We start from the raw sequence: 15,881 nt of genomic DNA, 5'->3' as shown, positions 1-15,881 counted from the left end.
CTTCTCAAATTCTGTTAATTGTAAAATCCCTGCGTTAGAGGTTTAAGGGATTGCCAGCCTACTGGATTCTCTGTAGTTTCGTGAATAGAATTTAAGATCACGGCTAACGTTTCCGGCTGTGTTTGTCTTTTTATTTTACTGCTTGCTGGTATGAAAAACCTCTACTGCTTTCCGCGATGGCGGGTTCTTTGCAGCGCTTTGGCGACGCTGACTTTCTCACACTTGTCGCATGCGACGAACGCCACTTGGGTTGGGGGTTCCAGCAGTTGGGGCACTGAATCGAATTGGTTCGATTTTCAAATTCCCAATAGCACCGATTTCGATGTCTTTATCGATGGTGGCGCAGCAGGCGACTCTGCTGTTTCTTATAACATCAGCGCCACGATTAACTCATTGAACATTTCAGTTGGCGACAGTCTGAACCTCACCAACAACCGTTACCTTGGGCTGAACCTGGAGGGCAACGCATTGCATAATGACGGTTTGCTGAGCCTCAGTAGCGTAGGGAATACCACGCAACTCCAGTTTATCCATGCGGCAACCATCACCGGCAGTGGCATCATCAATATTGGAACTAGCGGCGCGAACTTACTGACCACATCAAGTATTCTTACCAATGGATCGGGGCACACCATTCGCGGCAGTGGCAACTTTCTCAATAACGCTGGTGGTGTGATTAACCAGGGGCGTGTGGAGGCGAATCAAAGCACGCCCATGTCCATCGACCCAAGCGCCGATGGATTTATCAATCAGGGCGTGTTAACGGCGACCGGCAGCGGCGGCTTGAATCTATACGCTTCTACTTACACCAACACCGGGCACGTGATTACCGCAGACAATGGCTCTGTGGTGCGGTTGAACAGTAGCGTGGTGATTGACGGGGGCGAACTGCAGTCAATTGGCTCTGGTTTCTTTCATACGGCGGGCACTCCTCATTTGGTCGGAGGCGTTCGCGTGAATGGCTTTCTGCAGATCACAAATAACCGCACGGTGAATATCGAAGACAACTTGGTTAACGATGGTTCGATCACCCTGGGTTCGGTGGGGAATACCACCGCCCTTGCTTTTAATAACAGTGGCGATCAGACGATATCCGGCACGGGTTCGATAACGCTATCGAATAATGGGGCGAACTTTATTTTCTCCAATAGTTCAGTCCTTACAGTCGGTAGCGGGCAGACGATTTCCGGGGCTGGAACTTTACTGAATAACGGTGGGGGCATGGTCAACCAGGGAACGATTATTGCCAACCGCACGGTCCCGTTGTCCATCGATCCCAATGCTTCGGGCTTTGTGAATGAAGGTGTGTTGCTGGCGACTGGCTCTGGTGGATTATCGTTGTATCCTGCGAACTACACGAACACCGGGCACACCATCGAAATTGGAGACGCTTCATTGCTGCGCCTCTTCTCTGGCACGGTCATCACCAATGGAAACATATTAGCGACTCCGGGGGGCTCAGGCACGATTGCGCTGTCGGGTGATCCGACGCTGGACAACGTCATTCTGGATGCTCCGTTGCCTGTGCCGAATAACCGCAATGTCACCTTCAATACAGAGATGACGAATAACCAGCTCATAACGCTGAACTCTGTCGGCAACACAACCTCGCTGGTGTTCAACTACGATGATCCAGTGCTGAAAGGAGATGGTGAAGTCGTCATGAGCAACAATGGGGCAAACTATATTTTTGCCAACGGCAAAGTGCTGACGCTGGAGGCTGGGCATCGTATCTCCGGCGCGGGTAATCTGCTGAATAACTCTGGCGGCATGATCAATCAAGGAACGATTCTGGCCAACCGGTCAGTGCCCTTGAGCATAGACCCGAATGCCAGTGGTTTTTTGAACGAAGGTCTACTACGGGCGACAGGCACAGGCGGTTTGTATTTGTATCCCGCGACCTATGAGAACGCCGACAACACCATCGAAATCGGCAACGACTCGCGGGTGCAGATGTTTAGCGGAACCGTCATTAATGGCGGCTCGCTTGAAGCTGAAGGCACGGGTTTTATTGGCATATCCGGCAATCCAACTTTAGATAAAGTCACGCTGAATGCACCGCTGCCGGTGCCTAATAATCGTTCGGTTTTCCTGATCGATAACGTCACCAATAATAATGCAATTAGCCTAAATTCGGTGGGCAATGTAACCTCGCTAACCTTTTCGGGCGCTGACCCCGTGCTGCAGGGAACGGGTGAGGTCATCATGAGCAACAACGGTTCGAATTACCTTTTTGCCAATGGCCAAACCCTGACATTGGCTCCCGGGCAAACCATCCGTGGCGCCGGAAATCTCATGAACAATGGCGGCGGCTTAATCAACGAAGGGACGATCATTGCCGACCGCAGCATTGCGCTGGCGATTGATCCCGATGCCCGCAACTTTGAAAACCAGGGCACGATGCTTGCAACGGGGACTGGCGGTTTCGCCTTTTACGGTGGCAATTTTATCAACACCGGCAATGTGATCGAGCTTGGCAGCGGGTCACGCCTCACGCTTTACAGTGGCACGAATCTCATTGGTGGTGAAGTTGCGGCGACTGGCGACGGCTCGGCGATTATTTCCTTGGCGGGCACACCGACATTGACCGATGTGACAACCAGTGCGTCGATGTCGATTGCGAACAACCGCTCGGTCAATCTCGACGGAACAACCATCAACAATGCGACCTTCAGCTTGAGCTCGGTCGGCAACACGACCTCTCTGAATTTCATTGGCGCAAGCCCGATGATCACAGGAACTGGCGAGATCATCATGAACAATCATGGCGGGAATTTCATCTTTGCCCAAGGCGGAGTCTTGACGGTTGGCCCAACTATGACGATCCGCGGCGCGGGTAACTTGCTGAACAACGGTGGCGGCCTCATTAACCAGGGGACGATCAACGCCACTCAGACCACACGGTTGACCGTCGACCCGAATAACGATGGTTTTCGCAACGAGGGCACCTTGCTTGCGACTGGTTCAGGTGGCGTCTTCTTCAATGCCGGGCCATTCGTGAATGCTGAGGGTGGCGTGCTTGGCGGCACGTCGACGATCGATCTGGCCAATGCGACTTTCACGCACGAAGGATCGATTGCGCCAGGCATGTCGGCTGGGCAGTTGACCATTGTTGGCAACATCCCGTGCGAGGCAACGTCGACTCTGGAAATTGAAATTGGAGGCGATAGCGCAGGCTCGGAGTATGATGTGTTAAACGTCACGGGATCCGGAAATGTGACTTTGGCCGGCGACCTGAATGTTTCGCTGATCAACGACTTCCTGCCGCCATCAGGCAATGTCTACACGATCCTACAAACGACTGGCACGGTCAGTGGCGCCTTCGACAACGTGATTGGCGGCACCGTGATTTTTGCCGAAGGGCAGTTCGATGTCGTGATGAATGCGAATACCGTGCAGCTCACCAACTTCGTTCCTGCCGCCGATCCGACCAAGATGGTGGCCGACGTGACGATCAGCAACCTCAACCAGATTTTCGACGGCAATTCGAAGCCGGTCACCGTCACCACCAATCCGTCAGGATTGAATGTCATCGTGACCTACGATGGCTCGACCTTGGCGCCGAGCGCGGTGGGCAACTACGAGGTGCTAGCGGAAATCGACGACCCGCAATACCTAGGCCGTTCCACTGAGCGGCTCAGCATCGTGGCAAACCAGACGCTGACTTTCGATCCAATCACGCCTGCGACCACGGTTACTTTAAGCGCAACGGCTTCGAGCGGTTTGCCGGTGGTGTTTTCGGCCACGCCATCCCGCGTCGCAGTGATTGATGGCAACACTTTGATCGCACGCCGCGGCGGTGAAGTGGTGGTTACAGCGGCTCAGGAGGGCAACGGCGAATTCCTGCCCGTCTCGGAATCGCAGACCGTGCGCCTGCCTCCGCTCATTACGGGGCTGACGACGGGCGGAGCCTTGATCGAAAATGGCCGGATGTTCCAAACGGGCGCGCCGTCGGTTGAGCTGGTTGTGCTCGACGACATTGGCATCGACAACGTGGTCTTTGCACTGCGCAAGGACGGTGAAGCAAACTTCACTGACTTTGCGACGGACACGAATGCCGCCGGTGGTTGGACTGCCACGTTACCGGTTACCGCGCAAGGCGATGGAATATTTGAACTGCGGGCCATTGCGACTTCGGTCGACGACATTGCGGTGGAGATTACGCGCTCGGTCGTGTTCCTCATTCGCCCGAACATCACACTCGCAGTCGACAGTCCGATCTACATGGAAGGCGATGAAATTACGGGTGATGTATCCATCGATGTTGTGCGCACGGTCGATACCTCGCTGACATTCTCCATCGCGCCAACAGGCCTTGTAGCCGCGACCTCGGCGGTGGTCATTTCAGCGGGCAGCTTAAGCGCGCCATTCACGTTGAATCTTTTTCAGGACGAAATTATCGAGCCGGATGAATTGCTCACCATTCGGGCGCAGACCTCCACCGCGCAGAGCAACACCGTATCCGTTGAAGTGCTCGACGACGACTTACCCGCCATCGTCCTCACCATCGATAAGGCGACGATTGCGGAAGACGCCGGTGAGAACGCTGCTTTTGGCACGGTGACTCGCGCGCCAGTCAGCAGCCTGCCGCTCACGGTGCAACTCTACTCCAGCGATCCTACCGCCGCCACGGTTCCCAGCACTATTGTGATTCCGGCAAATCAGTCCAATGCACGCTTCCCGATCAATGCGGTGGACGACGATAACTTTGACGGTTCGCAGACTACGGAGATTTCCGGTGCCTTGGTCATCTCGGGGGAGACCGTGGCGACGACGGATGTGGTTTCCCTGGTCGTGACTGATGACGAGGAGCCCCGCCTCGAATTGGTTGGTCCTGCCTCGGGATTTCTGCCGGAGGGAGGCGAGGGCACGTTGACGATTCGCCGCGTGACGCCAGACTTGTCGAGCCCGGTTGAAGTCGCTCTGGCGGATGTCGCCGGTCTGTTCAATTTACCGCCTACGGCAACCATTCCCGCCGACTCGGCTGAGACCACTATACCGCTAATCGCCGTTGCCGAAAGCGGCGACCAAGGCGATCGCGTCGGTGAGATAACCGCGACGGCGACAGCGCTTGCATCGGCGAGCCTCGAACTCTCGGTGACGGATCGCGGATTGGCGGACTTACGTATTTCAGGCGGCACGATTCCAGCGACAGTGAAGACTGACGCGTTTTTCTCTTTCACCTTCAAGCTTGCAAACAGCGGTCTTGGCCCGACGGATTTTCCGTTCTCCACGCGCGTGTATCTGTCGCGTGACGCGGTGTTGGATTCGGGGGACGAGCAGGTGAAGGAAATCTTCACGAGCTCACAACTCGGGGTGGGCGAGCTGACGCGATCAGAGACCATTCGTGCGCCGCAAACGGCCGGTTTGTTCTACCTGATCCTCGTTGTCGATGCGCGTAATGCACAGGAAGAAATTTTCGAAGACAACAATGTGTTCTTCTTCCCACAGCCGATTACGATCGAACCCGCCTACACGGCAACGGTTTCGACGGACACCGTGACCGCGCCTGCGACGCTGCCCGTGATTTTCAATGGCTCTGCGATGAGCAACGGCCTGCCCGTGCCGAATGTCCTCGTCAATGTCCACATCTCGTCAGACGGTGTGACGCGCATGATTTCGGGCTTCACGAATTCGGCGGGCAACTTCCAGATGACCTGGGTTCCACTGCTGGGCGAGTCTGGTTTTTATCAGGTGGGCGCGGCGCATCCGGGCGTTGCCACAGCGCCGATTCAGGATCAGTTCACGTTGCTCAACCTCGAAGTCGACGGCTTTCCGGATGGCGTCACGCGGGTGGAAGAGGGAACAACGAAAACGATTAGCGGCAGCATCATTAACCCGAATGATGTCGACCTGACTGGCGTCGAGGCGATGGTCGAAGGCTTCCCGCCGGAGATCTTGGCAACGCTGTCCAGTGTGCCCGAAACGTTGGCCGCCGGTGACAGTTTGCCGCTGGATATCGACCTTGCCGTGGACGACGATTTTACTGGCAACTTTGAAGGCGCGCTCATCGTGCAAACGGCGGAAGGCGTGATCATCGACGTGCCGATTTACCTGCAGGCTTTTGCGGAAGAGGCAGTGCTGGTCTTCACACCCTCTCGCGTAACGGCGTCGGTGCTGCGTGGTGGTCAGCGCATTGTGCCGCTCAAGGTGACCAACGATGGCGGCGCGCCGAGTGGCGAACTGACCGTTTCCTTGCCGCCACTGCCATGGATGAAGCTATCCACGCCCGCGCGCATTCCGTCGATCGAGCCCGGTGGCACGGCCGATGTGAACCTGCTGCTCATGCCTGGCTCAGCTGTTTCGCTCACGGAGTTTACCGGCACGATTGCGGTGGGCAGCACCACCGTTCGCCCGGCCTCGTTACCTTTTAATTTCCGCGTGGTTACTGATGAACGAGGTGACCTGAAAGTCGATGTGGTCGACGAGTTTTTCTACTTCTCCGAAGAGCGCCCGCGTCCGAAAGTGGCTGACGCCAATGTTGTCGTGGCGGATGCGATTAGCGGCGAAACAATTGTCAACGGAACCACGGATGAATTCGGTGAAGTGCTCTTTACGAACCTGCGTTCCGGCTACTACACCGTGCGTGTCAACGGTCCCAAGCACGCGGCGGAATCGATCAATGTGTTCATCGAGCCGGGCGAGGAAAATTACCGTCAGGTGTTCATCTCACGTCAGAGTGTTACGTATAATTTTAGCGTTCGCGAAATTTCAATTGAGGACCGTTATCAGATTACAATCGAGTCCACCTTTGAGACGAACGTGCCGAAACCGGTGGTGACGATTGAGCCTGCGGTGCTCGAGGTCAGCGACCTCGTGGCGCTTGGCCAAAGCAAGGTGGTGAATTACCAGGTGACGAATCACGGTCTGATTGCGGCGGAGGCGGGCAGCATCGATTTTCTGGATCACCCATTCTTCGAGATCACGCCATTGGTCGATGACTTCGGAACGATCTCAGCGATGGGCTCGGTCACAGTTCCAGTTACGGTGCGGAGAATTGGTGAGTTTGACGACGAGGGTAATCCTCGTTACCTGGCAGAAATCTCAGCTGATTCCTTTGCACGAAAAGCTCCCAGATCAGGTGGCGTGCCATGCAGCTTGAGCGGCACGCTGCGCTACACTTATATCTGCGGTCCGATTGAGATCGATAAAACGATCACCATACCGGGCAGTGGCCTGGGCTGTCCCGGTGGCGGTGGAGGTGGTGGAGGCATTTACATCGGTGGCGGCGCTGGTGGCGGAGGATTCGGCAGTGGGGGTGGCCCTGGCCGGCGGTATTTTCCAACCCCAGATGTGGTCTACAATTTTACAGCTCCCGCCACGCAAAACGAGTGCCCGTGCTTCCCATTGGATGAGCTTTGCATCGATGGTTCGGCCTCGGTCAATTTAAAGGCGCTGGCCTCGCAATTATCTTCGGCGGTTAGCGCTGTTCTGCCGCCTTGGGCGAAAGTCCAGGACGTGGAGATCACCGTTAGTGGTGACGGAGAGCTTTGTTTTTGCTGTGACTCGATGGGCAACATCGGGCTTAAGGGCGGCGGTTCGGCGACGGCCTCCGTTTCGGGCTCGATCATCATTGGTTACTCTGGAGGCTTCGAGTTGGAGGAAGGCGATGGCATCATCGACGGTAGTATTAGCTTGAGCGCGCTTGCTGGCGTGAAAACCGACTTGAGCGGCTCCGTCAGTCTGAATGTTAACAAAGAATGTGGCGGCGAGACCAAGGCCTGCATCACTGGTTCGGTTTCGGCGAATCTCTTTGCCGGCTTGCAAGGCGAGGGTGGTGCGACGTTGACGCTGCTGTCCGAGTCGGGGGTTGAGCAAACCGTTTCGGGTAAGGCGTCGGGCACGATCGGCACCAACGGCTCGGCCATGGCGACCGTGACTGGCTGCTTGGATGGCACGGTGAAGTTTGAAGCCTGTGCAAGCTTGCAAGTTCTCGCGAACGCTTCGGTGAAGATCGAGACTCCGGCAGGCGAGCAGGAAATCGGTGTTAACGGCGACGGACCCAAGCTGGAAATCGGTAGTTGTGGAGGCGGTGATTCCCCGGGCGCCACGGCGCGCTTGGTGAAAATTGCCAAGAGTGGAGAAATCGAAATTCTGGCTGACGATATCATCGAGCCTGAGCCATTCATTTTGGAAGTGTCAGGAGAGGAATTTGTGGTGCCCGAGCAGGACCTGATTGACGAAGTCTTCAACGACGACCTCGACTTTGGCAACGGTGTTTGCGCGCAGGTCAAGTTGCGTATCAACCAGGACCTCGTTATGACGCGCTCCGCTTTCGAGGCCACGCTTGAGTTGGAGAACAACGACGAATTCGCCCTAACCAATGTTCTCGCCGATATCGAAGTACGCGACGCTGAGGGCAACGACGCAAGTGATAACTTCAACATCCGCGTGACTCGCACGAGTGGTGTCGACCTTTCTTCTGGCCCGGGCACGATTGCCGGTGGCTCGGCGGGTGCGGTTGAGTGGACTATTATTCCGCGCGACTCTGCGGCGCCTGAAAGCGACACCGTCTACACGATTGGCGGCCTGTTGCAATATGACCAGGACGGCAACACGATTTCCGTGCCGGTCGAGACGGTCGAAGTTACCGTGATGCCCGACGCCTCGCTTTACCTGGAATACTATCATCAGCGTGACGTGGTGTCGGACGATCCGTTTACGAGCGTGGTTGAACCAGCGATCCCTTATCAGCTCGCGGTTATCGTGGAAAATCGCGGTTACGGTGCGGCGCGTTCGCTGTCCATCACCTCCGCGCAGCCGGAAATTGTGGACAACGAAAAGGGCCTGCTGATCGATTTCCAAATCATCGCCACGCAGGTCGCAGGCGAAAATTTAATCCCCTCGCTCAATGCGGACTTTGGCGACATCGCACCCGGCGAGCGCAAGGTCGGCACTTGGTTCCTCACCTCGACGCTGCAGGGGCTGTTCCTGGATTATGAAGCAACCTTCGAGCACGTAACTGGCCTCGGCGATCCGCGTCTGTCGTTGATCAAGGAAGTCACGATTTATGAAATGATTCATGCAGTCCGCGCACTCGGCGAACTGGACGACGGTTTGCCGGACTTCCTGACCAACGATGTTGCCGATCCCGAAGACTTGCCGGACACCGTTCACCTGAGCAGCGGCGAAGTGTTCCCCGTGGCCGTCGTCGAAACCGCAACGCATCCGCAAGTAACTTCGGACAATTTAACCATCGAACTTAGCGTCGCCATGGGCGCGGGTTGGAACTATGTGCGCATCCCCGATCCCGGAAAGGGTATTTTCCGCCTCGTGAGCGCTACGCGTTCCGACGGACGCGTGATCCCGCTTGACGTCAACATCTGGAAGACAGACCGCACGTTCCGCGGGCTGGGGCGCCCGCCAGTACGTGAGAACATTTTGCATCTGGTCGATGACGACAGCACCGGCCTTTACACACTCGAATACGTGCTCGACGAGGCTGACGAAAGCGCCCCAACGAGCACTATCGTGGAACTACCTAGCACGAGCCCGGAGACCTTCGTGGTGAGTTGGGACAGTGACGACTCCAATGCGCGCTACGACATTTATGTGTCCGAAGACGGCGGAACCTTCACGCTCTGGCAGCAGCGCACAGCCGAGCGCTCTGCGCTCTACATGGGTGAGATCGGCAGCACCTACGGCTTCTACTCGGTGGCGGTGGACAACTTCGGCAACGCCGAGGAAAAGCCCGTGACTGCGGAGGCGACGACGCTCGTGCAGGCTGGTGCAAATCAGCCGCCGGTCTTTACGTCACCCGCCAGCTTCACGCTGGCGGAAGGCGGCACGCTCAACACCTTCCTCCGAGCAACCGACCCTGATGGCGCGGCCTCGTCGATCCGCTATTCGCTCGTGTCCTCGAACCATCCGAACCTGATCCTTAATGAGTCCACTGGCGCATTGAGCTTCGTGAGCAATGAAGTGGACGGCGGCGAAACGGTCACGCTCTTAGTGGCGGCGACAGACACTGGTTTGCCGCAACAGCAGACGCAGCAGGAAATCACTATTGCGATCAGCGAGAGCAACAGCCCGCCTGAGGTCATTGAGCCGCCGCTGCAGATTGCCGAAGTCGGCGAGCCGCTCATGGTCGAGCTTGAGGCGATGGATGCTGACCAGCCAACGCAGACCCTGAACTTTACGCTGCTGAGTGGACCCGAGGGTATGGAAGTCGATGCTGATACCGGCGTGCTGACCTGGACGCCCGCAGCTAGCGATGTGGGCGGAACCTTTACCGCCACGGTAGAAGTCAGCGACGATGGCGAGCCACCGGAAGCAACCCTAGTTGAAGTGACGATCAGTGTGGACGGTGATCCGATTCCGTTACTCGTCGTCAGCGATGGAACTGGTCAGCTGAGTCGCGGCGCATCGGTCGATGTTGGCGGCCTGAATGACAGCGTGACGATTACGCTGGAGAACACCGGCACGGCTTCGCTGAACATCGAGCGCATCGTGCTCGAAGGCGGGCTCGTCTCGTCGTTCGACCTCGATACGGCGTCCACGAATTTCAATCTCGAAAGCGGGCAAAGCACGATGTTTGACATCACACTGGTTTCGGGCGGCGGGTTCCTTTTTGCGAACTTGCTCATCGACTCCGATGTCGACGATTTCAACCTGAGTATCGAAGGCACGATCAACCGTCCTCCACTGTTTAGTCCCTACCACGCGGCGACGGATTTTGAAACGCCAGTCGAGCTGGCCGTGGCAAAAATCCTTGCACGCGCCTCGGACCCGGATGGGCAGGTCGTGTCGATCAACGCGGTCGATGCGTCTTCGACTGAAGGCGGTTTGGTTGAGTTGATTGGCGGCGTGATTCGTTACACGCCGAGCGATGGTTTCAGCGGCGACGACAGCTTTGCCATCACCTTGGCTGACTCGCTGAACGCGACGACGCTGGGGCAGATATTGATGGAAGTTCGGCTGGATCGCAGCAGCGGTGGAGTGGGGCGGAATGCACCAAGCATCGAAGTGCTCGACGGCGGCTCCATCGAAGTCACAATCCATGGTATACCCGGCCGCACTTACGTGATTCAACGCAGCCAGGCGCTCGACAGCGGTTGGGGCGATGTTGGCTCGATCACCATCGATGATCAGGGCCGCGGTGTCTTCACCGACGACTCACCTCCTGGCGGCTCCGTCTTCTACCGGCTACTCGTGAACAACCTTTAAACCTGAAACCAACATGGCATTTATCAGCATTATTCCGCTTGCGGCGCTCGGCGCGCTTTCGGCCACGCCTTTTAGCGAAACTTATACGCTCGGGCAAGTGATCCCCGATAACTCACCGACTGGTTTCAGCGACACACAGTTTATTGACGCGCCATCGATCACGAGTATCGAAACCCTTGAGATCGAGCTTGTGCTTTCGGGCGGCTGGATCGGCGATCTCTACGGCTACGTGCAGCACGACTCGGGCTTCACGGTGCTGGTCAACCGGCTCGGACGGACCGAAAGTGAACCATTTGGTTCCTCGGCCAGCGCGCTCAACGTGACCTTCACTGCCGACGGCCCAGACATTCACGTGTCAGATGCGCCTTACACCGGCATCTTTGGTCCCGATGCGCGTACGACCGATCCGGACACCCTACTCGACACCGACCCGCGCGTGGCGGACTTCTCGTCGTTCATCGGCCTTCCCGCCAGTGGCAATTGGACCCTTTTCCTTGCCGATGTATCCCCAGGCGAAACGACGACCGTCGACAGTTGGTCACTGAGTATTACCGGCGTCCCTGAACCGCAAACCAGTATCGTGATGCTCGGTCTGGCGGCTGGCGCTGTTGTGCTGACTCGGGCATATATGCGCCAGCGTCGCAAAGTTTGATGGCGGGACAGTAGTAAGTCAGGCGTAATATTTGGATTGGCATGTGCCGACGGCTACCTACGTTTGAGTCGCATGAGTCAACGATATTGTATCCTCGCCGGTGTTGGGCGTTCAGGAACGACGGTGATGCGCAAGTCGTTTGGGCGTCATCCTCAAGTTTACTATAATGGAGAGGAGAATAATACTATTCAGGATATTGTATCGGTGGCGCATCGGAACCGACATGAGGGCTTCCGTGGGTCTTCGCATGTGGTCAGAAAGTCGACTTACCTGCGGGCGTTCCGGCGCTTGATCGATGATCTCATCTGGCCTTCGCGGATGGAGCGCTTCAAGAATTCGATTTGGTTGTGTTCGATCAATCCGGAGCCGGAATTTACACCCTATCTCTTCGAGCTGATGCCCGGAGCAAAGATGCTTTACCTAGTGCGGAATGGCATCGACGTCATTGCATCACGACAGAAATATGAAGGCTTCAAACACGGAACATTCAAGAGTCATTGCGAGGTTTGGAAGCGATCCGTTCGGATGGCTGAGTGGGTCCAGGCACATCCAGAACAGGCAATGGTTTTTCGTTATGAGTGGCTGATGAATCCAGAGGTTTTAACGCAGGAGCTGGCGAAGGTGTTCACTTTCTTTGGGGTAAAGCCAGATAGCGTCGTTGCGCAGAATATTTTATCAAATCGCTATCATCCCACCAGTGGCGGCAAGTCTGATGCTGAGTGGAAGCAAGCTTCAGAAAACGAGCGCAAGCAGCTTTTAGACGTGAGTCTGAAGAAGTGGCAGGCATGGTCTCTGGATGAGCGCGCGATGTTTGAAGCTGAATGCAAAGAAGGCATGGACGCGATGGGATATGCCTGGCCGAAGAGCGCATAGTTGCATTGCACTCTATTGAAGCTGCATTAGGCCTGAAGTCCGTGGGCGCCGCCAGTGGTTTCTGTTGTGCTGCTGGTCTTAATTGCTGGAGTGCGGCTGGCTTTCAAGTCCTCCAAAATAACGTAAAGGCAGGGCACAAGGACCAAGACAATTAACGTGGCAAAGAGGATGCCGAAGCCGAGCGAGATCGCCATTGGGATCATGAAGCGTGCTTGTCGCGATGTTTCCATGATCATTGGAAACAGTCCGCCAAAGGTGGTTAGCGTCGTCAACAATATCGCACGAAAGCGTGAAGTTGCGGCTTGGATAATGGCCTCTAACGGCGGAAGTTGCTGGGCGCGAAATTGATTTGTGCGGTCGATGAGGACCAGTGAATCATTTACGACTACGCCGCTCAAAGCGACGATGCCGAACAAACTCATCAAGCTTAAATTATAGCCCATGATGATGTGACCGATCACAGCGCCTACGATGCCAAACGGGATTGCGATCATGACAATAGCCGGCTGGGAGTAGCTGTTGAACGGAACAGCCAGGAGGGCATAGACGCCACAAACGGCGAGCAGCAGGCCAATGATCATTGCTGACACGCTTTCCTGCATGTCTGCCTGGCGCCCTTCAAAACCGTAGGTGAGTCCAGGATATTCCGCGGCAAGTTTAGGCAGCACAGTTGCTTTTAAATCTGCCGTGATCGGGCCCGCGTCGGCCGGGTCGTTGGTGTCGGCCGTGACGTTGAGGACGCGTCTTCCATTGCGGCGCGAGATGCTGGTAAATGCGCGGTCGCGTTCGATGTCGACTGCTTCGAGCAGCGGGACTTCGCCACCATCGGGCGTCAACAGGATCAGGGAATCAACGTCGGCTTCCGAAGTACGCTGTTCTTCGGGGAGGCGCACCATGATTTTGATTTCGTGCCGACCACGGAGTTGGCGGATCGCCTCAGCGCCGTAGAATGACCCACGCACTTGCTGGGCGACATCGCGTGACGTGAGGCCGAGGCTTTGCGCTTCGGGGCGGACGGTGAAGTTAAACTGCTCCTTACCCGGTTGAAAACCGTCGTTGATGTCCTTGGTCTGCGGGTATTCACGAAGCTCATCTGCAAGGCGTTCGGCGGCGGCTTCGAGAATTTCGATGTTGCGATGACTGAGCTCGACGGTGATCGAGTCGCCTGAGCCGGGACCGCCACGGTCGGAGGCAAAGCTGCTAGTGTCGATGCCGTAAAGCTCGCCTACTTCTTCGCGCCAGAGTCGGGTGAACTCCATTGTGGAGAGGGGGCGGGTTTTGGCGTCGGTCAGGAAAACGCGGAACTGTACTGCGTGACTGCCACCACTGCCGACGAGCGAGTAGATCCCTTTGGACAATTTGTCGCCGCCGTTTTTATCGATCACACGTTTTGCAGCGCTGAGGACTTGCTGGCGGATTTGTTCGGTTTGTTCCACTGGAGAACCATAGGGTAGCTCGACAGAGGCAAAAGCGAAGTCTGACTCTACACGCGGCATGAGGATCATGTGCATGCGACCGCTATCGACGTAGGCAAAGATCAACGCCATGAACGAAAGTCCGATGACGACCACTACATAGCGCCAAGCCAGCACGCGGCGAAGCCAGGGGTTATAGCGATCGTTTACGAAGCGGGTAAACGCAGTACTGAATCGCTGTTGGAGAGCATGCAGGCGGCCGCGAATACCGTGCGGATGGATGTCCTTTTGATGAGACAAATGCGCGGGCAAAATGAAGAGCGACTCGACCAGTGACACGCTGAAGACGGCGATGATAACGACTGGAATCACGCCAAAAACTTTCCCCATAAATCCCGGGATGAAGAACAAGGGCATAAATGCGACGATGTTCGTCAATACACTGAAGACCACGGGCATGGCGACTTCACGGGTGCCGTCAACGGAGGCTTGCAGGAAGTTTTTCCCCATCTGGTGATGGCTGTAAATGTTCTCGCCAACTACGATGGCGTCATCGACCACAATGCCCAGTGTGATGATAAACGCGAACATCGTAATCATGTTCAGCGTCGTGTCGAAGGGCGGGAAGAACAGAAAAGCGCCGAGGAATGAAATGGGAATGCCGAGCGTGACCCAAAATGCGAGCCGCGCTTCCAGGAATACGCCGAGGACGAGCAGCACGAGCACCAGTCCCATGAGCAGGTTTTTCGTCAGCAGCTCGGCGCGCTGGCGGTAGACCTCAGAGTTGTCATCCATGACCTGCAAGTGAAGTCCCTCCGGCAGGGTGGTGCGTAATTCATCGACCACTTCCATTACCGCATTGGAGACGCCGATGGGAGTCTGATCGCCAATGCGGAAAACTTGCAGCAGCACTGTGGGTTCGCCGTCGAAGTGCGCGTAAAGGTCGGTGTCTTCAAAGCCGTCTTCAATCGTGGCGATGTCGCCCAACAGCACGCGCACGCCGTCGTCGCCGCTGATGATGGGGATGGTTGCAAACTCGCGTGCGTAGTCACGACGCTCTTTGACGCGGACCAGAATCTCTCCTGTGGCGGTTTTGACGCCGCCGCCAGCGAGGTCCAGTGACGAGGCGCTGACGATGCTGGCTACGTCGTTGAGAGTCAGTCCGTATAAGCGAAGGGTTTCGCGCGGCACATTGATGGTTACTTCGTAGTCACGTGCGCCCTGCAGTTCGACTTGGGTGATGCCGCTGTTGCTGAGCAGGGTGTCGCGTACGGTTTCGGCGACGCTGCGGAGGGTCCATTCATCGAGGTTTCCGTGGAGCGCAAGCGTCACCACTTCGCGTTTACGACTGACGATGGATACATTGGGTTCTTCGGCTTCGTCCGGGAAAGTCGTGATGCGGTCGATTTCGTTTTTGATCTCGTTGGCGAGCTGTTGGAGGTCGGCGCCTTCGGCCAGTTCCACGCTGACTGAGCCACTACCTTCGCTGGCGGTAGAGGTGACTTCCTTTACGCCATCGAGCCCTTCCACGGCTTCTTCCACAGGCAGCACAATGCTTTGTTCGACTTCTTCCGGGGCGGCTCCGGGATAACTCACGCTGACCGAAACCGTATCGAGCGCAAACTCAGGAAAGACTTCCTGTTTGACCCTGGAGATCACTAGGCAGCCGCCCACGAGGAAAACGAGCATCAGCAGATTGGCGGTGACGGAGTGTTGGGTCATCCAGGCGATGGCGCCAGTGCGGGTTCTGGGATCAGTGGTATTCATCGGGTAAT

The 15,881-nt window shown here is 56.4% G+C and carries 4 protein-coding genes; 3 read left to right on the top strand and 1 reads right to left on the bottom strand.

Annotated elements, in window-relative coordinates; all coding sequences use genetic code 11:
- Positions 1 to 150 precede the first annotated feature (150 nt).
- The 3 genes from RBB63_RS15490 (at position 151) to RBB63_RS15480 (ending at position 12,691) form a co-directional block, all read left to right on the top strand.
- Positions 151 to 11,166: an MBG domain-containing protein gene (locus RBB63_RS15490; protein WP_309385876.1), complete on the top strand. Its 11,016-nt coding sequence runs from the start codon at positions 151 to 153 to the stop codon at positions 11,164 to 11,166.
- Positions 11,167 to 11,179: 13 nt separating this feature from the next.
- Positions 11,180 to 11,818: a hypothetical protein gene (locus RBB63_RS15485; RefSeq protein ID WP_309385875.1), complete on the top strand. Its 639-nt coding sequence runs from the start codon at positions 11,180 to 11,182 to the stop codon at positions 11,816 to 11,818.
- A gap of 72 nt (positions 11,819 to 11,890) precedes the next feature.
- Positions 11,891 to 12,691 carry a sulfotransferase family protein gene (locus tag RBB63_RS15480; protein ID WP_309385874.1) on the top strand — a complete coding sequence of 267 codons (801 nt, stop codon included), beginning with the start codon at positions 11,891 to 11,893 and terminating at the stop codon, positions 12,689 to 12,691.
- Between the two features lie 26 nt (positions 12,692 to 12,717).
- On the opposite strand, the gene RBB63_RS15475 is transcribed toward RBB63_RS15480, so the two are convergent.
- Positions 12,718 to 15,873, bottom strand: a complete 3,156-nt coding sequence (locus RBB63_RS15475; protein ID WP_309385873.1) for an efflux RND transporter permease subunit — start codon at positions 15,871 to 15,873, stop codon at positions 12,718 to 12,720.
- Between the last annotated feature and the right edge of the window lie 8 nt (positions 15,874 to 15,881).

It is taken from the genome of Cerasicoccus frondis (assembly GCA_031296915.1).
Classification (GTDB): Bacteria; Verrucomicrobiota; Verrucomicrobiia; order Opitutales; family Cerasicoccaceae; genus Cerasicoccus; species Cerasicoccus frondis.
Note: the sequence above shows the minus strand (reverse complement) of the source record. Positions and strands in the feature narration are given on the sequence as shown.